19 protein-coding genes are annotated in these 21,841 nt (G+C 63.0%); 13 read left to right on the forward strand and 6 right to left on the reverse strand.

The annotated features are described in order from the left end of the window. The first annotated feature begins 5 nt into the window (after positions 1-5). Both C2H86_RS02385 and C2H86_RS02390 read left to right on the forward strand, forming a co-directional pair. A complete protein-coding gene (locus tag C2H86_RS02385) occupies positions 6-1,124 on the forward strand; it encodes a polysaccharide lyase (RefSeq protein ID WP_159413048.1) in 1,119 nt (372 codons plus the stop codon). Between the two features lie 3 nt (positions 1,125-1,127). Continuing rightward, positions 1,128-2,582: a right-handed parallel beta-helix repeat-containing protein gene (locus C2H86_RS02390; protein ID WP_159411285.1), complete on the forward strand. Its 1,455-nt coding sequence runs from the start codon at positions 1,128-1,130 to the stop codon at positions 2,580-2,582. Positions 2,583-2,691: 109 nt separating this feature from the next. Here the strand turns inward: C2H86_RS02390 and C2H86_RS02395 are convergent, their stop codons facing one another. Both C2H86_RS02395 and C2H86_RS02400 read right to left on the reverse strand, forming a co-directional pair. After that, positions 2,692-3,123, reverse strand: coding sequence for a GNAT family N-acetyltransferase (locus tag C2H86_RS02395; RefSeq protein WP_159411286.1), 432 nt, complete (start codon positions 3,121-3,123; stop codon positions 2,692-2,694). Continuing rightward, positions 3,113-3,499 (reverse strand): DUF488 domain-containing protein, encoded by a 387-nt coding sequence (locus C2H86_RS02400; protein ID WP_159411287.1) that lies wholly within the window; start codon positions 3,497-3,499, stop codon positions 3,113-3,115. The genes C2H86_RS02395 and C2H86_RS02400 overlap by 11 nt, the downstream gene beginning before the upstream one ends. A gap of 121 nt (positions 3,500-3,620) precedes the next feature. Here C2H86_RS02400 and C2H86_RS02405 point away from each other — a divergent pair, with 121 nt between their 5' ends. After that, positions 3,621-5,237 (forward strand): inorganic phosphate transporter, encoded by a 1,617-nt coding sequence (locus C2H86_RS02405; protein WP_159411288.1) that lies wholly within the window; start codon positions 3,621-3,623, stop codon positions 5,235-5,237. 57 nt (positions 5,238-5,294) lie between these two features. Here C2H86_RS02405 and C2H86_RS02410 read toward each other — a convergent pair whose 3' ends face one another. Both C2H86_RS02410 and C2H86_RS02415 read right to left on the reverse strand, forming a co-directional pair. Next, positions 5,295-5,990: a glutathione S-transferase N-terminal domain-containing protein gene (locus tag C2H86_RS02410; RefSeq protein ID WP_159411289.1), complete on the reverse strand. Its 696-nt coding sequence runs from the start codon at positions 5,988-5,990 to the stop codon at positions 5,295-5,297. Positions 5,991-6,425: 435 nt separating this feature from the next. Next, a complete protein-coding gene (locus tag C2H86_RS02415) occupies positions 6,426-7,808 on the reverse strand; it encodes an amino acid permease (protein WP_159411290.1) in 1,383 nt (460 codons plus the stop codon). 267 nt (positions 7,809-8,075) lie between these two features. Here C2H86_RS02415 and gcvA point away from each other — a divergent pair, with 267 nt between their 5' ends. Beyond that, on the forward strand, positions 8,076-8,975 hold the full coding sequence (gene gcvA / locus C2H86_RS02420) for a transcriptional regulator GcvA (RefSeq protein WP_159411291.1): 900 nt from the start codon (positions 8,076-8,078) through the stop codon (positions 8,973-8,975). A gap of 102 nt (positions 8,976-9,077) precedes the next feature. Next, positions 9,078-10,331, forward strand: coding sequence for a 2-aminoadipate transaminase (locus C2H86_RS02425; protein WP_159411292.1), 1,254 nt, complete (start codon positions 9,078-9,080; stop codon positions 10,329-10,331). A gap of 13 nt (positions 10,332-10,344) precedes the next feature. On the opposite strand, the gene C2H86_RS02430 is transcribed toward C2H86_RS02425, so the two are convergent. Beyond that, the gene (locus C2H86_RS02430) at positions 10,345-10,647 is read right to left on the reverse strand and encodes a hypothetical protein (protein ID WP_054884890.1); all 303 of its coding nucleotides are present in this window, start codon (positions 10,645-10,647) and stop codon (positions 10,345-10,347) included. Between the two features lie 131 nt (positions 10,648-10,778). Between C2H86_RS02430 and C2H86_RS02435 the strand changes: the two genes are divergently transcribed. Then, positions 10,779-11,204, forward strand: a complete 426-nt coding sequence (locus tag C2H86_RS02435) for a hypothetical protein (protein ID WP_159411293.1) — start codon at positions 10,779-10,781, stop codon at positions 11,202-11,204. A gap of 73 nt (positions 11,205-11,277) precedes the next feature. Next, complete coding sequence (fusA, locus tag C2H86_RS02440; protein WP_159411294.1) at positions 11,278-13,389, forward strand: elongation factor G; 2,112 nt, start codon at positions 11,278-11,280, stop codon at positions 13,387-13,389. A gap of 113 nt (positions 13,390-13,502) precedes the next feature. On the opposite strand, the gene C2H86_RS02445 is transcribed toward fusA, so the two are convergent. Then, complete coding sequence (locus tag C2H86_RS02445) at positions 13,503-14,945, reverse strand: SulP family inorganic anion transporter (protein ID WP_159411295.1); 1,443 nt, start codon at positions 14,943-14,945, stop codon at positions 13,503-13,505. Positions 14,946-15,091: 146 nt separating this feature from the next. Between C2H86_RS02445 and C2H86_RS02450 the strand changes: the two genes are divergently transcribed. The 6 genes from C2H86_RS02450 (at position 15,092) to nuoC (ending at position 21,840) form a co-directional block, all read left to right on the forward strand. Next, positions 15,092-15,856: a secretin N-terminal domain-containing protein gene (locus C2H86_RS02450; RefSeq protein WP_205524593.1), complete on the forward strand. Its 765-nt coding sequence runs from the start codon at positions 15,092-15,094 to the stop codon at positions 15,854-15,856. Between the two features lie 490 nt (positions 15,857-16,346). Continuing rightward, a complete protein-coding gene (gene aceA / locus C2H86_RS02455) occupies positions 16,347-17,672 on the forward strand; it encodes an isocitrate lyase (protein WP_054913919.1) in 1,326 nt (441 codons plus the stop codon). A gap of 161 nt (positions 17,673-17,833) precedes the next feature. After that, positions 17,834-18,496 (forward strand): lysoplasmalogenase, encoded by a 663-nt coding sequence (locus tag C2H86_RS02460; protein WP_159411297.1) that lies wholly within the window; start codon positions 17,834-17,836, stop codon positions 18,494-18,496. Positions 18,497-18,877: 381 nt separating this feature from the next. Then, positions 18,878-19,291 carry an NADH-quinone oxidoreductase subunit A gene (locus C2H86_RS02465; protein ID WP_011534614.1) on the forward strand — a complete coding sequence of 138 codons (414 nt, stop codon included), beginning with the start codon at positions 18,878-18,880 and terminating at the stop codon, positions 19,289-19,291. 10 nt (positions 19,292-19,301) lie between these two features. Then, a complete protein-coding gene (locus tag C2H86_RS02470) occupies positions 19,302-19,979 on the forward strand; it encodes a NuoB/complex I 20 kDa subunit family protein (RefSeq protein ID WP_027920598.1) in 678 nt (225 codons plus the stop codon). Between the two features lie 79 nt (positions 19,980-20,058). Continuing rightward, positions 20,059-21,840, forward strand: a complete 1,782-nt coding sequence (nuoC, locus tag C2H86_RS02475) for an NADH-quinone oxidoreductase subunit C/D (protein ID WP_159411298.1) — start codon at positions 20,059-20,061, stop codon at positions 21,838-21,840. Position 21,841: the final 1 nt, after the last annotated feature.

Raw genomic sequence — 21,841 nt, forward strand, 5'->3', positions numbered from 1 at the left:
CGGCGATGGGCCGCAAAGCGGCCCCAATCCTGCTAACCCTATTTTTGATAAGCCCACTGACACAGGCGGCACAGTCTATCTGGCCCGCCCACAGCACCCCGCAGTCGGCCATGATCGCCGACTACCGCACCTTGTCCTGCACCAAGGAACCGCCAGCGCCCTACACCGGCAGCCTGCACCTTGAAAGCAAGTACGACCAGCGCGACGCCAGCAAATCGACCCTGCGCAGCAGCCCCGACGCCAACAGCGAGCAGATCACCAAGCAGGTCAAGCAGTTCGTCGGTGGCCTGATCTACGCCAGCAAACGCTTCCAGCAGGCGAAGAAACCCCAGGACGCCAACATGGCCCTGGCCTGCCAGGACCAATGGCTGCAACACTGGGCCGAAGCCGGCGCCCTGCTCAACCCGGATGCCAGCGGCACCGGCATGGCCGCGCGCAAATGGGCGTTGGCGGCCATGGCCGGCGCCGTGCTGCTGACCCAGTCGGCCGCCGACGGCAAGCTGCAGCTGAACGAAACGCAACGCAGCTGGTTCACCCGCCTCGGCGAGCTGGTGATCCGCGAGTACGACCCACGCCGCAGCGCCCGCGGTGTGTATTTCAACAACCACGACTACTGGGCGGCCTGGGCCGTGGCCGCCGCCGGCATGCTGGTCGGCCGCGACGACTTCATCCAGTGGGCCGACGGCAACCTGCGTCGTGCCCTGGCCCAGGCCGTGCGCGCCAGCAACGGCAACTATGCCTACCTCCCGCTGGAAGTAGCACGCAGCAAGCTGGCGGCCAACTACAGCCAGTACGCGTTGGTGCCGCTGGTGCTGCTGGCCGAATCGGCACGCGCCAATGGCCTGCCGTGGAGCAACGAAGACCAGCAGACCCTCGACTTGCTGGCCAACTTCGCTGCCCGCACCGTGCTCGACCCCGGCGACCTGCCCGAACTCAAGGGCCAGTCCCAGGCGGACGTGGCACCGTACAAGCTGGCCTGGCTGATCCCGTTCCTGCAGCGCAACCCCGGCCACGCGCTGGCGCGCCAGCTGTACGACAGCGAAGACGGCGAGGTGGACAACTACAGCCAGCTCGGCGGCCCGATCAAAGCGTTCTACCCCCCACTGCCCGGATCAAGGAGCTGACCCATGGCTGCCCTCGCCCGCTTTTCCCTCACCTGCCTGGCCGCCTTGTGCCTGGCAGGCGCTGCCCAGGCCGCCAGTCAATCGCTGCCACTCAACCAGACCGTGGACACCCTACCCCGCGAGCAACGCCAGCTCAAGGTCGAGCAGCTGCGCCAGCAGGTGCGCCAGGCCGTGGCCTTCCAACAGGCCGAACGGCAACGCCCGGCCGGGCGAGCCAGTGTCAGTCTGCAACCGATGTTCTCGTCCCAGGCCGGCAGCTGGCCGTTCGAGCCGTTCGTCAACAACGGCCTGTTCCGCGCCATCGCCGGCTACCAGGCACACCACCCGCAGGTGGTGATGCTGCGCGGTGGCAGCATCACCCTGGCGCAGTTGCACGACGCACTGAACGACCCGCGCATCCTCAAGCGCTACAAGGATGGCTACCTGCTCAGCTACCCGCTGATGATCGGCAGCGACGCCGGGCTGGTACTCGAAGGCACCAGCCTGTATCTGTCGAGCTTCTCTGGCACGGCGCTGATCAACCAGGGCTGGCTCGGGCTCAACCAGTCCAGCCTGGAGAGCATGGCCGGCGACAAGCCCGGCAGCACCGACCGTGCCTGGCGGCCATTCGTGGTGGCCTGGGCGGGCAGCCATACCCAGGTGATCGGCTCGACGCTCAAGCGCCTGGGCTACAACGCCAACCTCTCGCGTGGATTGACCACAGCGTTGAGCACCCAGCAAGCCGCCAGCACGCGCCCGGCCACAGTGATCATCCGCGACAGTCAGTTCAGCGAGATGTCCAGCGCGGTGGAGCTGCAGCACAGCCAGGCGACCATTACCGGCAGCCAGTTCGAGCAGTCGCAGCAATACGCCATCGATGCGCAGAACAGCCAGGTCAAGCTGCAGGGCAACCAGCTGCGCGGCATCGACAACAACAGCGGCGTGCGCCTGCGTGGCCAGACCCGCGCCCTGGTCGAAGGCAACCTGATCCTCGGCGCGACCAAGGCCGCCATCGAAGTCAGCGAGCAACAGGGCGCGGTGCTACTGGCCGGCAACCGTATCGGCGACAGCCGTGGCAACGGCATCCAGCTGCGCAACCTGGCCCCCACTGCAACGGCACCGCTGGTGATCGACGACAACCTGCTGGCCAGCAGCCAGGGCAGCGCGGTGGATGCCAGCGAAGTGGGCGCCGTGGCGCTGCTCGACAACCACATCGGCAACACGGCGGAATATGCCATCAGCCTGCGCAACGCCACGCCACTGGCCGGCCCTCTGGTGCTCAGCGGCAACCGCCTGGGCCGGGTCGGCAAGGCGCTGGTGCGGGTCGAAGGTATGCGGGATGTGCTGCTGGGGGGCAACAGCTTCGATGGCAAGCCGTTGTTGCAGAACCTGTTGATCGGGGATTTGTTGCCCTTGCAGGGGCAGTTGCTCGAGGCCACGGTTCGCCAGGGTGAGACTGTGCGGGTGAGGCAGCAGTGATTCATTCCTTGCACTGACTTCACCGGCCTCTTCGCGGGGCAAGCCCGCTCCTACAGGAATGCGCAGGACCTGTAGGAGCGGGCTTGCCCCGCGAAGAGGCCGGTGCAGGTCACCCAATGACCCGCTGCATTCTCACAAAGCAATCATCCTCCCCCATCTCGACAAACCCATGGCGCAGGTACAGTTGCCGCGCCGGGTTGCTCTTGAACACCATCAACCTCAACAGCGGCAGGCGCCGCTGCGCCGCCCATTCGGCCAGCGTCTCAAGCACCTGGCTGCCCACTCCTCGCCCACGCTGCTCCGGCATCAGGTGCAATTCACGAATGAATAACGCCTGTCGGTCCTGGCTGAGGCTGCAGAAACCCAACACCTCTTCCCCTTCCACCACCAGCCACTGCTCGCGCCAGCCCCAGGCTTCGTCAAAGGCCTCCTCGATCCACAACAGGTCGAACTCGCGGTAGTAGGGCAGCATCGCCCGTCGCGTCAGGTCCCGGGCAAAGGTGAGCCAGGCATCGCTCGCGGCGATCAGCTCAATGGGCATAGCACACCGGCGAGCTGCCTGGGCCGCGCCGCTCCAGTTCGTCTTCCAGCCAAGCTGCCAGCACCTGGGCGTTGTTGTGCTCGGTGTCCTTGCCGGCATACAGCAAGGTCAGGTTGCCTTTGGCCGCAAGGTCCAACAGCGGATACCAGTGCTCCGGGTGCGCCGCCAGTTCCTGCTGATAGCGCTGGGTGAACCCGGCGAAATCCACCTCGCCCTGGTGGAACGCCTTGCGCAAATCAGTGGATGGCGCCACGTTGCGTAGCCACTCGCCATGCAGTTGGTCCTTGCGTTTATTGCGCGGCCACAGGCGGTCGACCAGCACGCGCTGGCCATCTTCCTTCTCTGGCGCGTCATAGACGCGCTTGCAGCGAATCATGGGGTTCTCCTGCTTTTACCGTCTGTCTTGAGACTAGGTAATTCATTGACCGAGGTCACGTCCAGGCGAGGAATTGTTTCTATCCTCAGAACCACCCTCGCCGACGCCAATCGGAGCCCCCATGGCAACCCCGTCCCTGGCCAGCCAGTCGCCACTGGGCCATAGCGATTCTCGCCCGCAGCTTTCGCACAAACCCGGGCGCGCCACCCTCGTGCTGTTCTTCGGCCTGCTGCTGTCCGGTATCGCCTACACCGCCTGGAGCCTCAAGCAGGACGTAACTGCCAGTGGTACGGTAATCACCACCATCACGCCCTTTCTGCTGCTGGGCCTGGCACTGCTGATTGCCTTGGGCTTCGAATTCGTCAACGGTTTCCATGACACCGCCAACGCGGTGGCCACGGTCATCTATACCCACTCGCTGCCAGCACCGGTGGCGGTGGTCTGGTCCGGGTTGTGCAATTTTCTCGGCGTGCTGCTTTCCAGCGGCGCCGTGGCGTTCGGCATCATCGCCCTGCTGCCGGCAGAGCTGATTCTACAGGTCGGTTCCACGGCTGGCTTCGCCATGGTCTTCGCTTTGCTGCTGGCGGCGATCATCTGGAACCTCGGTACCTGGTGGCTGGGGTTGCCGGCGTCTTCTTCGCACACGTTGATCGGCTCGATCATCGGTGTCGGCGTGGCCAACGCGCTGATGCACGGGCGCGACGGTACCAGCGGGGTCGATTGGAGCCAGGCCAGCAAGGTGGGCTATGCCCTGCTGTTCTCGCCGCTGATCGGCTTTGCCTGTGCAGCCTTGTTGCTGCTGGCGCTGCGCGTACTGGTCAAGCGCAAGGAACTGTATCGGGCACCAGAAGGCCGCACGCCACCACCGTGGTGGATCCGCGGTATCCTGATCCTGACCTGCACCGGTGTGTCGTTCGCCCATGGTTCCAACGACGGGCAGAAAGGCATGGGCCTGATCATGCTGATCCTGGTCGGTACTTTGCCGATGGCCTATGCACTGAACAAGACCATGCCCAGCGAGCAGGCACTGCAGTTCTCCGCCGTTGCCGAAGTGACCCGCCAAGCGTTGCTACGCGCCGATCCCGGGCCCGCCCCGGCGGATCCGCGCCAGGCGCTGACCGCATTCATCGCCGAGCCCAAGGCCAACCCGCAACTGGTACCGGCACTCGCCGCGCTGACTGGCATGATCGGTGACCAGGTCAAGGGCTATGGTTCACTGAAGCGCGTGCCAGCCGAAGCCATGGCCAACGTGCGCAACGACATGTACCTGACCAGCGAAACCGTCCGTCTGATCGAGAAGAAACAGCTGGTGACGTTCGACGCCGAGACCCGCAGCCATGTGCTGCTGTTCAAGACGCAGCTGGACGATGCCACCCGCTACATCCCGCTGTGGGTCAAGGTGGCCGTGGCCATCGCCTTGGGCCTGGGCACCATGGTCGGCTGGAAGCGTATCGTGGTGACGGTGGGCGAGAAGATCGGCAAGACCCACCTGAGCTATGCACAGGGGGCTTCGGCGGAAGTGGTTGCCATGTGCACCATCGGTGCGGCGGACATGTTCGGCCTGCCGGTGTCGACCACCCACGTGCTGAGCTCGGGGGTGGCCGGGACCATGGTCGCCAACGGCTCGGGGATCCAGAAGCGCACGCTGATCAACCTGCTGATGGCCTGGGTGCTGACCCTGCCGGCGGCGATGCTGTTGGCCGGTAGTTTGTACTGGCTGCTGAACCAGATTTTCTGAACCAACACCGAACAGCTTCCAGGCAAGCGCGGCTCCCACAGTGTCCTCAGCTGCTTATCAGGAAGGGATTTTCAGGCCACGCTGCACGGCGGGCCGCTCAAGGAACTTGGCCAGCACCCGCTGCACTTCCTTGAACGCATCGAAGCCCACCAGCTCGCGAGCGTTATAGCGCTCCACCAGGTTGCGCACCCAGGGGAAGATGGCGATGTCGGCGATGCTGTATTCATCGACCATCCACTCACGCCCTTTCAGGTGCCGGTCCAGCACACCCAGCAAGCGCTTCGATTCGTTGACGTAACGGTCGCGCGGGCGCTTGTCTTCGTATTCCTTGCCGGCAAAGAAATGGAAGAAGCCGACCTGGCCGAACATCGGCCCGATGCCGCCCATCTGGAACATCAGCCACTGCAGGGTCTGGTAACGCTGGGCCGGGTCCTGGCTCAACAGCTGCCCGCTCTTCTCCGCCAGGTACTGCAGGATCGCCCCCGACTCGAACAGCGGCAGCGGCTGGTCGCCTGGGCCGTTGGGGTCGAGGATCGCCGGGATCTTGTTGTTGGCGCTGAGCGAGATGAACTCGGGGCTCAGCTGGTCATCGTTGTCGAAGCTGACCTTGTGCGGCTCGTAGGCCAGGCCGATCTCCTCCAGCATGATCGACACCTTGACGCCGTTGGGTGTGGGCAGCGAGTACAGCTGCAGGCGCTCGGGATGCTTCGCGGGCCATTTACGGGTGATGGGGAAAGCGCTCAGATCGGTCATGGTCAACCTTGGGCTTGAGAGGGAACCTGTCACTCTAGAGACATCCCGGCTGGCTGACCATCACCTGCCGTTGATCAGCTGGCTGGCCGGGTGCGTTGAGCTTGAACTTGAGCCTTTCGGTGTCCGCCAGGGGCCCGTCTTGAGATTTGTAGTGGTGCGGATATCGAGCGCCGCCCGCGCGGCGCATCGCGAGCTTTGCTCGCTCCTACGTTTGTTTTTGGCCAATAACACCTGTGGCAGGCGCGCGCGACCGCCTTGTTGGTACGACGCGATATCGCGTCATGCGCCAAGGCGTATGCGCGCAAATCCCACAGAAATAATTGGCCCGAAACAAACGTAGGAGCGAGCAAAGCTCGCGATGCGCCGCGCGGGCGGCGCTCGATCTCACATACGCCACAAGACTCAAGGCGAACGCCCCAAATCAAAGCACCACCCTCAAGCGGTCTGGGCAACCACCTTGCCGCCCTTCTGGGTCAGCGAGACCAGCAGGATGAACGCGGTCACGCCGGCAGTCATCAGCGTCTCGTAGCGGTAGGCATCGCTGAACAGCATGTAGCCCAGGACCATGACGATGGTGCCGATCACCAGCCAGGTCAGCCACGGGAACAGCCACATCTTCAATTCCAGCGGGCGCCCTTCATGCTCGGCCCGAGCCCGCATGCGCAGCTGCGACACGGCGATCACCAGATACACCAGCAAGGCGATGGCGCCAGTGGTAGACAGCAGGAAACCGAAGACCTTGCCCGGCAGCACATAGTTGACGAAGCAACCGACGAAACCGGCCAGGGTCGAGAGGATCACTGCCACGGTCGGTACGCCAGCACCGGAAATACGCTTGGTCATGCTCAGCGCCTGGCCACGGGCACCCAGCGAATAGAGCATCCGCGAAGCGGTGTAGAGGCCGGAGTTCATGCAACTGGTCACGGCCACCAGCACCACCAGGTCGACCAGCAACTTGGCGCCCGGCACGTTGAGCACTTCCAGCACGCGCTGGAACGAGCCTACAGCTTTCAGACCTGGGTCGTTCCAGGCCACCAGCGACACCACCAGGAAGATCGACGCCAGGTAGAAGATCGCGATGCGGTACACCACCAGGTTGGTGGCACGGCGGATCTTGTCTTTCGGGTTGGCAGTCTCGTCGGCGGCGATGGTGACGATTTCAGCGCCGAAGAACGAGAAGATGGTGATCAGCACGCCACCGAGCACGGTGCCGAAACCGTTGGGCATGAACCCGCCGTTGTCCCACAGGCGACTGATGCCGGACACCTCGGCCAGCGGCCAGAAGCCGAACACAGCCAGGCTGCAGACCCCGATGAAGGCGATGATCGCGACCACCTTGACCAGCGCGAACCAGTATTCGAACGCACCGAAGTTCTTCACGCTGACCAGGTTGCTGCCCGACAGCACGACCATGATCAGGAAAGCGAACAGCCAGGACGGCACGCCCGGGAAGTAGGCATGCAGGATGTCGGCGCCGGCGATGGCCTCGACCGGGATGATCAGCACCCAGAACCACCAGTACAGCCAGCCGATGGTAAAGCCTGCCCAGGGGCCGATGGCCTCCGAGGCGTAGGTGGAGAACGAGCCGCTGTTGGGGTTGGCGATGGCCATCTCGCCCAGCATGCGCATCACCAGCAGCACCAGCAGGCCAGTCATGGCGTAGGAAATGAGAATGGCCGGACCTGCCGTCGCGATGGCGTTGGAAGAACCGATGAACAGGCCGGCACCGATGATGCCTGCAATGGAAATCATGGACACCTGACGCGAGGTCAGGCCGTGCTGCAAGGAACGCTGTTTGTTGTTGTGTAGCGAAGCCATGAAGAACCCTCGAATGGGTCGGCCGGCGTGCGGCTTGAATGCCGTCGTCGGCTGAAAAGTTGGAGCAGAAGTCGGGTAGGTCGTATTGCTCGTTTTTGTTGTTTTATGTCGCCGGTCGCGCAGTTACCTCCTCTTCGCCGTACCGGTTGTAATCGTTGATCGAGGTCAGTATTAATCTATAGGGCGAGGTCAACAAACGACCTTTTCGAAGCACATGATTCCAGTACGGAATGAACTTCATCCTTTTTTGCTCGGTACGCGCCTGCCATGTCCAAACGCCTGATGCCCTCGACCACCGCCCTGCAGTGCTTCGAAGCCGCCGCCCGGCACCTGAGCTTCACCCGTGCGGCACAGGAGCTGCACCTGACCCAGAGCGCCGTCAGCAAGCAGGTCGCGCAGCTCGAGGACATGCTGTCGCATTCGCTGTTCCAGCGCATTCGCCGGCGCCTGCACCTGACCCCGGCCGGCGCGCTGTACCTCACCGAAGTGAACAAGATCCTCACCCAGATCGACATCTCCAGCCGCTACATCCTCAGCTACGGTGACGAGACCGAGGTGCTGCGTATCGCCACCCAGCCAACCTTCGGCGCGCGCTGGCTGGTGCCCAGGCTCAAGGGCTTCGGCGACCGCCACCCACGCATCCACCTGGACATCCGCAACGAGCTGGAGCCGTTCGACCTGGTGCAGGCCAAGGCCGATATCGCCTTCTTCTTTGGCCAGGGCACCTGGCCGGGAGCTACCTGCATCGAGCTGTTCAGCGAGGAGGTGGTGCCGGTGTGCGCACCCGAGCTGCTGGCCCGGCAGCGTTTCGACAGCGCCGAGGCGCTCACCGAACACCGGTTGCTGCAGTGCGCATCACGGCCGGAGGCCTGGCATGAGTGGTTTTTGGGGTTGGGCCTGCACAGCCAGAACAGCTACCACGGGCCGCGCTTCGACACGTTCTATCTGTGCATCCGCGCAGCCATCGCCGGCTGCGGCATTGCCCTGATCCCGCGCTACCTGGTGGCTGAAGAGCTGAGCGAAGGCAAGCTGGTGGTGGCCTGGGACCACCCGGTGGCGAGCAATGGCCGGCATTTCATCGCCCACGCCGAACACGCCGCCGAAGTGCCCAAGATCAAGGCCTTCGTGCAGTGGATTCGTGAGCGGGTGGCCGAGGGTGATCGGTAAAGTTTGCGAATCCAGGGAATGACCGCAATCGAATAATTCGTTTGCGGAATAATACCGCGGCGCGCTTGGATATTAAGAAACTCGAACAAGGTCCGCGTGCCCATGAATCTGGAAAGTATCAGCCAATCCATTGCCATCGTTCATCCGATCACACTTTCCCATGGCCGCAATGCCGAAGTCTGGGATACCGATGGTAAACGTTACATCGACTTTGTCGGCGGTATCGGCGTGCTCAACCTGGGCCACTGCAACCCGGCCGTGGTCGAGGCGATCCAGGCCCAGGCCAGCCGCCTGACCCACTACGCCTTCAACGCCGCGCCCCATGGCCCGTACCTGGAATTGATGGAGCGTCTGCGCCAGTTCGTCCCGGTCAGCTACCCGCTGGCCGGCATGCTCACCAACAGTGGCGCGGAAGCGGCGGAAAACGCCCTGAAAGTCGCCCGCGCCGCCACCGGCAAACGCGCCATCATCGCCTTCGACGGCGGTTTCCACGGCCGCACCCTGGCCACCCTGAACCTCAACGGCAAGGTCGCGCCGTACAAGCAGCGGGTCGGCGAACTGCCGGGGCCGGTGTACCACCTGCCCTACCCTGGCGCCGATACCGGCGTAACCTGCGAGCAGGCGCTCAAGGCCATGGACCGCCTGTTCAGCGTCGAGTTGGCGGTGGAGGACGTGGCGGCGTTCATCTTCGAGCCGGTGCAAGGCGAAGGCGGCTTCCTCGCCCTTGACCCAGCGTTTGCCCAGGCGCTGCGGCGCTTTTGCGACGAGCGCGGGATCCTGATCATCATCGACGAGATCCAGTCCGGTTTCGGCCGCACCGGCCAGCGTTTTGCCTTCCCACGCCTGGGCATCGAGCCGGACCTGCTACTGCTGGCAAAGAGCATCGCCGGCGGCATGCCGCTGGGCGCCGTGGTCGGGCGTCAGGACTTGATGGCGGCACTGCCCAAGGGCGGCCTGGGGGGCACCTATTCGGGCAACCCGATCGCCTGCGCAGCGGCACTGGCGAGCCTGGCACAGATGACCGACGAGAACGTCGCCACCTGGGGTGAGCGCCAGGAACAGGCGATCATTGGCCGCCACAGCCGCTGGAAGGCCTCGAACCTGAGCCCGTACATCGGCCGCCTGACCGGTACCGGCGCCATGCGCGGCATCGAGTTCGTCAATGCCGACGGCAGCCCGGCGCCAGCCCAGCTGGCCAAGGTGATGGAAGCGGCGCGGGCCAAGGGACTGCTGCTGATGCCCAGCGGCAAGGCGCGGCACATCATTCGCCTCTTGGCACCGCTGACCATCGAGGCCGAGGTGCTCGAGGAAGGGCTGGATATCCTCGAGCAGTGCCTGGCTGAACTGAACGGCTGAACTGAATCGGGGCTTACAGGCCCAGTTCTTCAGGGGTGAGCATGTCGGACTCGAAGGCGATCCAGCCGCCTTCGAGCTCGGCGTGGCCGTTGACGATCGGGCCGTAGTAGGTCAGGCCGTTCTCCAGGGTCACGCAGATGTGCGTGGCGGTTTTCTCGGGGGCCGCGAGCGTACCGACGAAATGCACCTTTTTCAGGGTTTCGGTTACCGCTTCCAGACCGACGCGCATGCCCGGGTTTTCCGAGGCTTCGGTGTCACCGCCGCGGTCTTCGGCGCTGATGGTGACGGTGGCGGTGTATGGGTACTTGGTGCTCAAGCGGGGTTACCTCAAAAGGGTGTCTGGGTAGATGGGCGCGTAGAGTACGCGGAAGAGGCCGGGCCTGCAAAAGCTGCCCCGATCTGTTAGGGTGCCCGCCGATGCACGCCACACCACACGAGGACACCTGAGTGAGCGCCGAAGAACCCCTGATCGCCGACCTGTTCGAGGTCGACAAACGCCTGACCCTCAAGCCCGTCGTGGATTTCAACAGCTACCTGCGCAACGCCTTTGGCGAAGGCCCATGCCGCTGCCACCGCTGCGCCGAAGGCAGCGACGAAAGCACCTACAGCCACGCACACAACTTCACCTTCGAAGGCCGCCCGTGGCACCGCCGCTTCGCCAGCACCGCCGGCAGCGACGTCGCCCAGGTGCTGAAAAAGGCATGGCTGTCGTACACCAAGGCCGACCTCAGCCTGATCGGCGCTCTGGACCTCACCACTCTCAAGACCTTCACCGAAGCCGCCCTGCACCAGCGCCTGCTGGCCCTGCTGCCAGCCAGCGGCCTGGCCCGCGAAATCGATGGCCAGTGGATGCTGCAAGCCCAGGCTGACTGACGGCCCGGCGGTCAGGCAGGATTTCCCCGCTCTGCTACCGTGGGGGAATCCGCCCATCCGCAGGTAGTCCGCCATGGCCCGCACAACGCCCATCGAGCTGTACCGCAATATCGGCATCGTCGCCCACGTGGACGCCGGCAAGACCACGACCACCGAGCGCATCCTGTTCTACACCGGGGTCAACCACAAGATGGGCGAGGTGCACGATGGCGCCGCGACCATGGACTGGATGGCCCAGGAACAGGAACGCGGCATCACCATCACCTCGGCGGCGACCACGGCCTTCTGGCAAGGCTCGACCAAGCAGTTCGCCGACAAATACCGCTTCAACATCATTGACACCCCCGGCCACGTCGACTTCACCATCGAGGTGGAGCGCTCGCTGCGCGTGCTCGATGGCGCAGTGGTGGTGTTCAGCGGCGCCGACGGCGTCGAGCCGCAATCGGAGACGGTCTGGCGCCAGGCCAACAAGTACCACGTGCCGCGCCTGGCCTACATCAACAAGATGGACCGCCAGGGCGCCGACTTCCTGAGGGTGGTCAAACAGATCGACCAACGCCTGGGTCACCACCCGGTGCCGATCCAGCTGGCCATCGGCAGCGAGGAGAACTTCATCGGCCAGATCGACCTGGTGAAAATGAAGGCGATCTACTGGAACGACAACGACCAGGGCACCAGCTACCGCGAGGAAGACATTCCCGCCGAACTGCAGGCGCTGGCCGACGAATGGCGAGCGCACATGATCGAGGCTGCCGCCGAAGCCAATGATGAGCTGACCATGAAGTTCCTCGAAGGCGAGGAACTGAGCGTCGATGAAATCAAGGCTGCCTTGCGCCAGCGCACCATCGCCAATGAAATCGTCCCGACCATTCTCGGCTCGTCGTTCAAGAACAAGGGCGTACCGCTGATGCTCGACGCGGTGATCGACTATCTGCCCGCGCCTTCGGAAATCCCGGCGATCAAGGGCACCGACCCGGACGACGAAGAAAAGCACCTGGAACGTCACGCCGACGATAAAGAGCCCTTCTCTGCCCTGGCCTTCAAGATCGCCACCGACCCCTTCGTCGGCACCCTGACCTTCGCCCGGGTGTATTCCGGCGTGCTCAGCTCGGGCAACGCCGTGCTCAATTCAGTGAAAGGCAAGAAGGAACGCATCGGCCGCATGGTGCAGATGCACGCCAACCAGCGCGCCGAGATCAAGGACGTGTGTGCCGGTGACATCGCTGCGCTGATCGGCATGAAGGACGTCACCACCGGCGACACCCTGTGCGACATGGACAAGCCGATCATCCTCGAACGCATGGACTTCCCCGATCCGGTGATCTCGGTGGCGGTGGAACCGAAGACCAAGGGCGACCAGGAGAAAATGGGCATCGCCCTTGGCAAGCTGGCCCAGGAAGACCCGTCGTTCCGCGTGCGCACCGATGAAGAAACCGGCCAGACCATCATCTCCGGCATGGGCGAACTGCACCTGGACATCATCGTCGACCGCATGAAACGCGAGTTCAACGTCGACGCCAACATCGGCAAGCCGCAGGTGGCCTACCGCGAGAAGATTCGCAATACCTGCGAGATCGAGGGCCGCTTCGTTCGCCAGTCTGGTGGGCGCGGCCAGTATGGCCACTGCTGGATCCGCTTCGCCCCCGGCGATGAAGGCAAGGAAGGCCTGGAGTTCATCAACGAGATCGTCGGCGGCGTAGTGCCGCGCGAGTACATCCCGGCGATCCAGAAAGGCATCGAGGAGCAGATGAAGAACGGCGTGCTGGCCGGGTATCCGTTGATCAACCTGAAGGCAGCGGTGTTCGACGGCTCCTACCACGACGTCGACTCCAACGAGATGGCCTACAAGATCGCGGCGTCCATGGCCACCAAGCAGCTGTCGCAGAAAGGCGGCGCGGTGTTGCTGGAGCCGGTGATGAAGGTAGAAGTGGTGACGCCCGAGGAGTATCAAGGCGATATCCTTGGCGACTTGAGCCGGCGCCGGGGGATGATCCAGGATGGCGACGAGACACCGGCGGGCAAGGTGATCCGCGCCGAGGTGCCGCTGGGCGAGATGTTCGGCTATGCCACTTCGATGCGTTCGATGACCCAGGGGCGGGCGAGTTTTTCGATGGAGTTCACCCGCTATGCCGAGGCACCGGCGAGCATTGCCGATGCCATCGTCAAGAAGAACCGCGGGGAGTAAGCGTTTTTCCTGTGCCGGCCTCTTCGCGGGGCAAGCCCGCTCCTACAGGTATTGCGTCGACTTGTAGGAGCGGGCTTGTCCCGCGAAGAGACCGGAACAGGCAGCAAACAGCTTTAATGCTGCTCGCCAGCCCGCTTCAGCAGCTTCTTGCAGCGCTCCGACAGATGCACCACGCGCAGGTGCTTGCCCGCCTTGGCATAACGCTCACGCAAGGTTTTCAACGCCGCAATCGCCGAGTAATCGACAAAGCTCAGATGCTGGCAATCCAGCGTTACCTTGGCCGGGTCATTGGCGGGGTCGAACTGGTTGAGAAACGGCGCCGTCGAGGCAAAGAACAGCGTGCCATGCACCTGGTAATGCTTGCCCCCTTCCCCGTCCTCGTGGCTGTCGGCATACAGCTCGCGGGCATGCTGCCAGGCAAAGTTCACTGCCGCGATGACGATGCCGAACAGCACCGCCGTGGCCAGGTCGGTGAACACGGTCACCACGGTCACCGCGATGATCGCCAGCACATCGCTCACCGGCACCTTGTGCAGCACCCGCAGCGAGGCCCAGGCAAAGGTCTGCTGGGCCACCACGAACATCACCCCGACCAGCGCCGCCAGCGGAATGCGCTCGATCAGTGGCGACAGGAACAGCACGAACAGCAGGATCATCACCCCGGCCACCACGCCCGACAAGCGACCACGACCGTTGGAACTGAGGTTGATCACGGTCTGGCCGATCATCGCGCAGCCGCCCATGCCACCGCACAGACCAGAGATCATGTTGGCCGCACCCAAGGCCACGCATTCGCGGTCCGGGTAGCCACGGCTCTCGGTGATTTCATCGGTCAGGTTGAGGGTCAGCAGGGTTTCCAGCAGGCCGACCATGGCCATCAGCACCGCGTAAGGGGCGATGATCTTCAGGGTTTCCAGGTTCCACGGCACTTGCGGCAGGGCCAGCTGCGGCAGGCCACCGGCAATATGCGCCATGTCGCCGAGGGTGCGCGTCGGCAGGTCAAGCAGATACACCGCCACGCCAACCCCGAGGATCGCCACCAGCGCCGGCGGTACCGCACGGGTCAGCTTCGGCAGCACGTAGACCACCAGCATGGTCAGCGCCACCAGGCCGATCATCAGGTACAGCGGTGCGCCGCTGAGCCAGTGCTCACCGTCCTTGAAGTGCTCGAGCTGGGCCATGGCGATGACGATCGCCAGGCCGTTGACGAAGCCGAGCATCACCGGGTACGGCACCAACCGCACCAGCTTGCCCAGGCGCAGCAGGCCGAACAGGATCATCACCACCCCGCCCAGCAGCACCGTGGCCAGCAGGTATTGCACACCGTGTTGCACCACCAGGGCGACGATCACCACTGCCATGGAGCCTGCGGCACCAGAGATCATCCCCGGGCGGCCGCCGAACAACGCCGTCAGGGTGCAGATGATGAAGGCGCCATACAGGCCCATCAAAGGGTTGAGGTGGGCTACCAGGGCGAAGGCGATGCACTCAGGCACCAGGGCGAACGAAGTGGTCAGGCCGGCGAGCAGGTCGGCGCGTAGTCGGGCGGGTTTCATGGGCATCCTGTGGTGCGGTCCGGGCGGACGGTACGGAAAAACAAGGGGCGCGATGTTACGGAATTTGTCTGACAGCGGCCACCGCGATGCTGGCATTGTCGCCCACCGTGATCCAGGCCCGGCAAACTCGCGACAAATTTGCCATCATGTTGATTCCACTTGCGGAGATCATGGACATGCCGCTACGCCCCCTCTTCTTCATCCTGCTGCTGGCAGCCAGCCTCACTGCCCAGGCCGCCACCGAGGTGGTGCCGCTGCAGCACCGCAGTAGTGCCGAACTGCTGCCGGCCGCCCAGTCGTTCATTGGCCGGGACGGCACAGTCAGCGCCTTCGAAAACAAGCTGATCGTAAACGCCAGCCCCGAGCGCATTGACGACCTGCGCGCGCTGCTGCAACAACTGGACACCGCGCCCAAGCGCCTGCTGATCAGCGTCGACAACAACGACAGCAACTACCAGGACAACCGCGGCAACAGCCAGGTCATCCGCTATGGCACCAGTAACCGTGACGGCGGCTTGCAGCAGATCCAGGCCAGCGAAGGCCAACCCGCGCTGATCCAGATCGGCCAGAGCATCCCGATCACCAGCACCAGCACCGACGGCTACGGGCGCATCCAGAGCAACACCGAATACCGCAATGTGACCCAGGGTTTCTACGTCACGCCGAGTCTGAGCGGCGATACGGTTCGTTTGCAAATAAGCACCAATAATGACCGAATGAGCCAGGAACGTGCCGATGTAGTGAAAGTGCAAAGTACCGACACGACAATAAGTGGCAGGCTCGGCGAGTGGATCACCCTGGCCGGTTACAACCAGCAGAGCCAAGCCGAGCGCAACCCGTCAAGCCGCACTTACAGCACGCAACGGGGTGAAAACATGACTTTGCGCGTCAAAGTCGACCTTCTGGACTGAACCCAGGCAATTCAAGGCCTCGACCAAAGGCCTTGAAACTGACCGCCAGGTCGCACTAGACCAAAGATGTAGTAAGTATAAAAAAGCACTACAAAACCGTTGACAGGGTCTTTTTCCCAAAGGCATGATGGCCTCGCTCCCGCTAATCAGGGGCCCTGGCAAGGGCCTTCGAGGCGTACTCCTCCCACCCTTGGAGGCACCTCGTGTCTATACGGCCCACAAGGCGGTTCGACGGGATTGCGACTGCAACGAAGAAGTTGTCCCGAGGGACGGAAGCGCATCACCGCAGTTCTGGCAATCGCGTAGCACCGCAGCAAGGCAACCACGAGCCGACCTGCCGGAGCACACCTGCGCCTGGCCTGCACCTCCTTCCCCTTCGAGCCTTCGCGTTCGCCGCCGCACTCCCCCGGACAGGACAGCCGCCAGGTCCCTGATCGGCCCCGAGCATCAGCACAATTAACCCAAGATCGATGCGACGAGGTTTATTTCCATGGCACTGACACGCGAACAGCAAATTGCAGCCCTCGAGAAAGACTGGGCCGAGAACCCGCGCTGGAAAGGCGTGACCCGTACCTACACCGCCGCCGATGTCGTTCGCCTGCGTGGCTCCGTGCAACCTGAGCACACCTTTGCCCGCCAGGGTGCAGAAAAACTGTGGAAGCTGGTCACCGAAGGTGCCCACCCATCCTTCCGCCCAGAAAAAGATTTCGTCAACTGCATGGGCGCCCTGACCGGCGGCCAGGCAGTGCAGCAGGTCAAGGCCGGCATCCAGGCCATCTACCTGTCTGGCTGGCAGGTCGCCGCCGACAACAACTCGGCCGAGTCCATGTACCCTGACCAGTCGCTGTACCCGGTCGACTCGGTACCGACCGTGGTCAAGCGCATCAACAACGCGTTCCGCCGCGCCGACCAGATCCAGTGGAAAGCCGGCAAGAACCCGGGTGACGACGGCTACATCGACTACTTCGCACCCATCGTGGCCGACGCCGAAGCCGGTTTCGGCGGCGTGCTGAACGCCTACGAACTGATGAAGAACATGATCGAAGCGGGCGCCGCCGGTGTGCACTTCGAAGACCAGCTGGCCTCGGTGAAAAAATGCGGCCACATGGGTGGCAAGGTACTGGTACCGACCCAGGAAGCCGTACAGAAGCTGGTGGCCGCGCGCCTGGCTGCCGACGTATCGGGCGTGCCGACCATCATCCTGGCCCGTACCGATGCCAACGCCGCCGACCTGCTTACCAGCGACTGCGACCCGTACGACCAGCCGTTCGTGATCGGCGAGCGTACCCGTGAAGGCTTCTACAAGGTGCGCGCCGGCCTCGACCAGGCCATCGCCCGTGGCCTGGCCTACGCGCCGTACGCCGACCTGATCTGGTGCGAAACTGCCAAGCCGGACCTGGACGAAGCCCGTCGCTTCGCCGAAGCCATCAAGAAGGAGTACCCGGACCAGATCCTGTCGTACAACTGCTCGCCTTCCTTCAACTGGAAGAAGAACCTGGACGACGCCACCATCGCCAAGTTCCAGCGCGAACTGTCGGCCATGGGCTACAAGCACCAGTTCATCACCCTGGCCGGCATCCACAACATGTGGCACGGCATGTTCAACCTGGCGCACGACTACGCCCGCAACGACATGACCGCCTACGTGAAGCTGCAGGAGCAGGAATTCGCCGACGCCAGCAAGGGCTACACCTTCGTGGCGCACCAGCAGGAAGTCGGCACCGGCTACTTCGACGACATGACCACCGTCATCCAGGGTGGCGCTTCGTCGGTGACTGCACTGACCGGTTCGACCGAGGAAGAGCAGTTCCACTGATAGTGGGTTGCTGACCGAGGCCCGGGGCTTGCGAAAGCCCCGGGCCTTTCTTTTCCTGTACCGGCCCTTTTGCGGGTTCACCCGCGAAAGGGCCGGTACAGGCTGAAGCAATTCCCTGGATCAGGGCTATGCTTGTGGCAGCCCAGCAGCAAGGACCGCCCATGCCCCGTCCAAGCCACCTGATGATGCTTGCCCTGGCCGCCGCCGCCTTCTATCTATATGCACTGGCCAGCGACAACGCCCTGCTTGGCCTGCTGGCCAAGCCCATTCCAGTCATGGCATTGATTGCCTGGCTATACACCGCCGCCGCCACATCGTATCGCCGCTGGATCACCATCGGCCTGGCATTCTCGGTACTGGGCGACATCCTCCTGGCCATCCCTGCGGACCTGTTCGTGTTCGGCCTGGCCGCGTTCCTTTGCGCCCACCTGGCCTACCTGCACGCCTATTGCGGCAAGACCATTCGCCCCGCATTGCCCGCACTGCTATTGAGCGCCATCACCGGCATCACCCTGTTCGGTGTGCTGGCCAGCCACGGCCTTGGCCCGCTGCTGGCCCCGGTCGCAGTCTACGCACTGGCCATCAGCGCCATGCTCTGGCGTGCGCTGGCCTGCGGTGGAGTCGCTGCGCTCGGCGCCTGCCTGTTCGTGTTCTCCGACAGCCTGATCGGCATCGACCGCTTCGTCAGCCCGTTCGCTGCCGCGCCGTACCTGATCATCCTCACCTACTGGCTCGGCCAGTGGGCCATCGCTTCGTCAGTCCGTCATGGCTCAACCGATAAAGTATTGACCCAGGGCGGTGCGCGCGGCATCGGAAGCTGCTAGAACACGAGTCTTTCGCATTTACAAGTAGGGGGAATCTGCAGATGAACTTTACAAGGTGCAGAACAGCCCAATTAGATGGGATCAGGTCAAATGCTATTAATTATCATTACGAAGTTTGTAATTCGTTACCACTCGCAAGAAACATAATTAACAAAACCGCATGCAATGCCCGAATCTCAAGGCTTTCAGCCAGTTAGGCGCGGGTTTTGTTCTAAATCCTACGAATAAATTTGCAACGGAAATTTTACTTGCATCGGGTTTACCCATAAAATCAGCCCGATTGATTCAGCTGCGACATTTGGTCACTGCACCTGCGACACCACGTCGCCGCTCTACTTATTTCAGACTGCAGAGCTGGGTCTCTGTATAAGGATCTCTAGCATGTCCGATTCGGCAGGACTCATCGCCCACAACTGGGGCTTTGCCATCTTCCTTCTGGGTGTCGTCGGCCTGTGTGCCTTCATGCTCGGTCTCTCCAGCCTGCTCGGTAGCAAGGCCTGGGGCCGCGCCAAGAACGAACCCTTCGAATCCGGCATGCTGCCCGTCGGCAGCGCCCGCCTGCGCCTGTCCGCCAAATTCTATCTGGTCGCGATGCTGTTCGTGATCTTCGATATCGAAGCCCTCTTCCTGTATGCATGGTCTGTGTCCGTCCGCGAAAGCGGCTGGACCGGATTCGTCGAAGCACTCGTTTTCATAGCAATTCTGTTGGCTGGTCTTGTCTACCTATGGCGCGTCGGAGCTCTTGACTGGGCACCCGAAGGTCGCCGCAAGCGGCAAGCGAAGCTGAAACAATGAGGCTTTGGCAATGCAATACAATCTCACCAGAATCGATCCGGATGCACCCAACGAGCAATACCCGGTAGGTGATCGGGAAACCGTCACCGACCAGCTGCTCGAGGACCAGGTCCACAAGAACATCTTCATGGGCAAGCTTGAAGATGTGATGCGTGGCGCGGTCAACTGGGGTCGCAAGAACTCCCTCTGGCCGTACAACTTCGGCCTGTCCTGCTGCTACGTGGAAATGACCACGGCCTTCACGGCGCCCCACGACATCGCCCGCTTCGGCGCCGAAGTCATCCGGGCATCGCCGCGTCAGGCCGACTTCATGGTCATCGCCGGTACCTGCTTCGTCAAAATGGCGCCGATCATCCAGCGCCTGTACGAGCAGATGCTCGAACCGAAGTGGGTCATCTCCATGGGTTCGTGCGCCAACTCCGGTGGCATGTACGACATCTACTCGGTCGTTCAGGGGGTCGACAAGTTCCTCCCCGTGGACGTCTACGTGCCTGGCTGCCCGCCACGCCCTGAGGCTTTCCTGCAAGGCTTGATGCTGCTGCAGGAGTCGATCGGCCAAGAACGACGCCCGCTTTCCTGGGTGGTTGGTGATCAAGGCATCTACCGTGCCGAGATGCCAGCCCAGAAAGACCTGCGTCGTGAACAGCGCATTGCGGTAACCAACCTGCGCAGCCCCGACGAAGTCTGATCCAGCGACCTGCCGCCCGCTCCCGATGGAGCCGGCGGCCTGGCTTCATTCTTAACGCTGACCCAAAGCGACCGAGACCATGACAGCGGACAACGCTATTTTCATTCCGCCCTACAAGGCTGACGACCAGGATGTGGTCGTCGAACTGCACAACCGTTTTGGCGCCGACGCATTCGTCGCCCAGGAAACCCGCACCGGCATGCCCGTGCTGTGGGTCAAGCGCGCCCAGCTCAAGGAAGTGCTCAGCTTCCTGCGCGGCGTGGCCAAACCGTACAGCATGCTGTACGACCTGCACGGCGTCGACGAGCGCCTGCGCACCCAGCGCCGCGGCCTGCCAGCTGCCGACTTCAGCGTCTTCTACCACTTGCTGTCGGTCGAACGTAACAGCGACGTGATGATCAAGGTGTCGCTCAGCGAAGGCGACCTGAACCTGCCGACCGTGACCGGCATCTGGCCAAACGCCAACTGGTACGAGCGTGAAGTCTGGGACATGTTCGGCATCGACTTTGCCGGCCACCCGCACCTCAGCCGCATCATGATGCCACCGACCTGGGAAGGTCACCCGCTGCGCAAGGACTACCCGGCCCGTGCCACCGAGTTCGATCCCTACAGCCTGACCCTGGCCAAGCAGCAGCTTGAAGAGGAATCGGCGCGTTTCAACCCGGAAGCCTGGGGCATGAAGCGTCAGGGCGCCAACGAGGACTACATGTTCCTCAACCTCGGCCCGAACCACCCTTCGGCCCACGGTGCCTTCCGTATCGTCCTGCAGCTGGACGGTGAAGAGATCGTCGACTGCGTACCGGACATCGGCTACCACCACCGTGGTGCCGAAAAAATGGCCGAGCGCCAGTCCTGGCACAGTTTCATCCCCTACACCGACCGTATCGACTACCTCGGCGGGGTGATGAACAACCTGCCGTACGTGCTCGCGGTCGAGAAGCTGGCTGGCATCCAGGTGCCGCAGAAGGTCGACGTGATTCGCATCATGCTGGCCGAGTTCTTCCGTATCACCAGCCACCTGCTGTTCCTGGGTACCTACATCCAGGACGTCGGCGCCATGACCCCGGTGTTCTTCACCTTCACCGACCGCCAGCGCGCCTACACCGTGATCGAAGCGATCACCGGCTTCCGCCTGCACCCGGCCTGGTACCGCATCGGTGGCGTCGCCCACGACCTGCCGCGCGGTTGGGACAAGCTGGTCAAGGACTTCGTCGAATGGCTGCCCAAGCGCCTTGACGAATACACCAAGGCCGCCCTGCAGAACAGCATCCTCAAGGGCCGTACCATCGGTGTTGCCGCGTACAACACCAAGGAAGCCCTGGAGTGGGGTACCACCGGTGCCGGCCTGCGCTCCACCGGTTGCGACTTCGACCTGCGTAAAGCGCGCCCATACTCCGGCTACGAGAACTTCGAGTTCGAAGTGCCGCTGGCCCACAACGGCGATGCCTACGATCGCTGCATGGTCCGTGTCGAAGAGATGCGCCAGAGTATCCGCATCATCGACCAGTGCCTGCGCAACATGCCGGAAGGCCCGTACAAGGCGGATCACCCGCTGACCACGCCGCCGCCGAAAGAGCGCACCCTGCAGCACATCGAGACCCTGATCACGCACTTCCTGCAAGTCTCGTGGGGCCCGGTCATGCCGGCCAACGAGTCGTTCCAGATGATCGAGGCGACCAAGGGCATCAACAGTTACTACCTGACGAGCGATGGCGGCACCATGAGCTACCGCACCCGGATCCGTACCCCGAGCTACCCGCACCTGCAGCAGATCCCTTCGGTGATCAAAGGCAGCATGGTCGCCGACCTCATTGCGTACCTGGGCAGTATCGACTTCGTTATGGCTGACGTGGACCGCTAAG

The sequence above is a fragment of the Pseudomonas putida genome, assembly GCF_009883635.2.
In the GTDB taxonomy this organism is placed as follows: Bacteria; Pseudomonadota; Gammaproteobacteria; order Pseudomonadales; family Pseudomonadaceae; genus Aquipseudomonas; species Aquipseudomonas putida_W.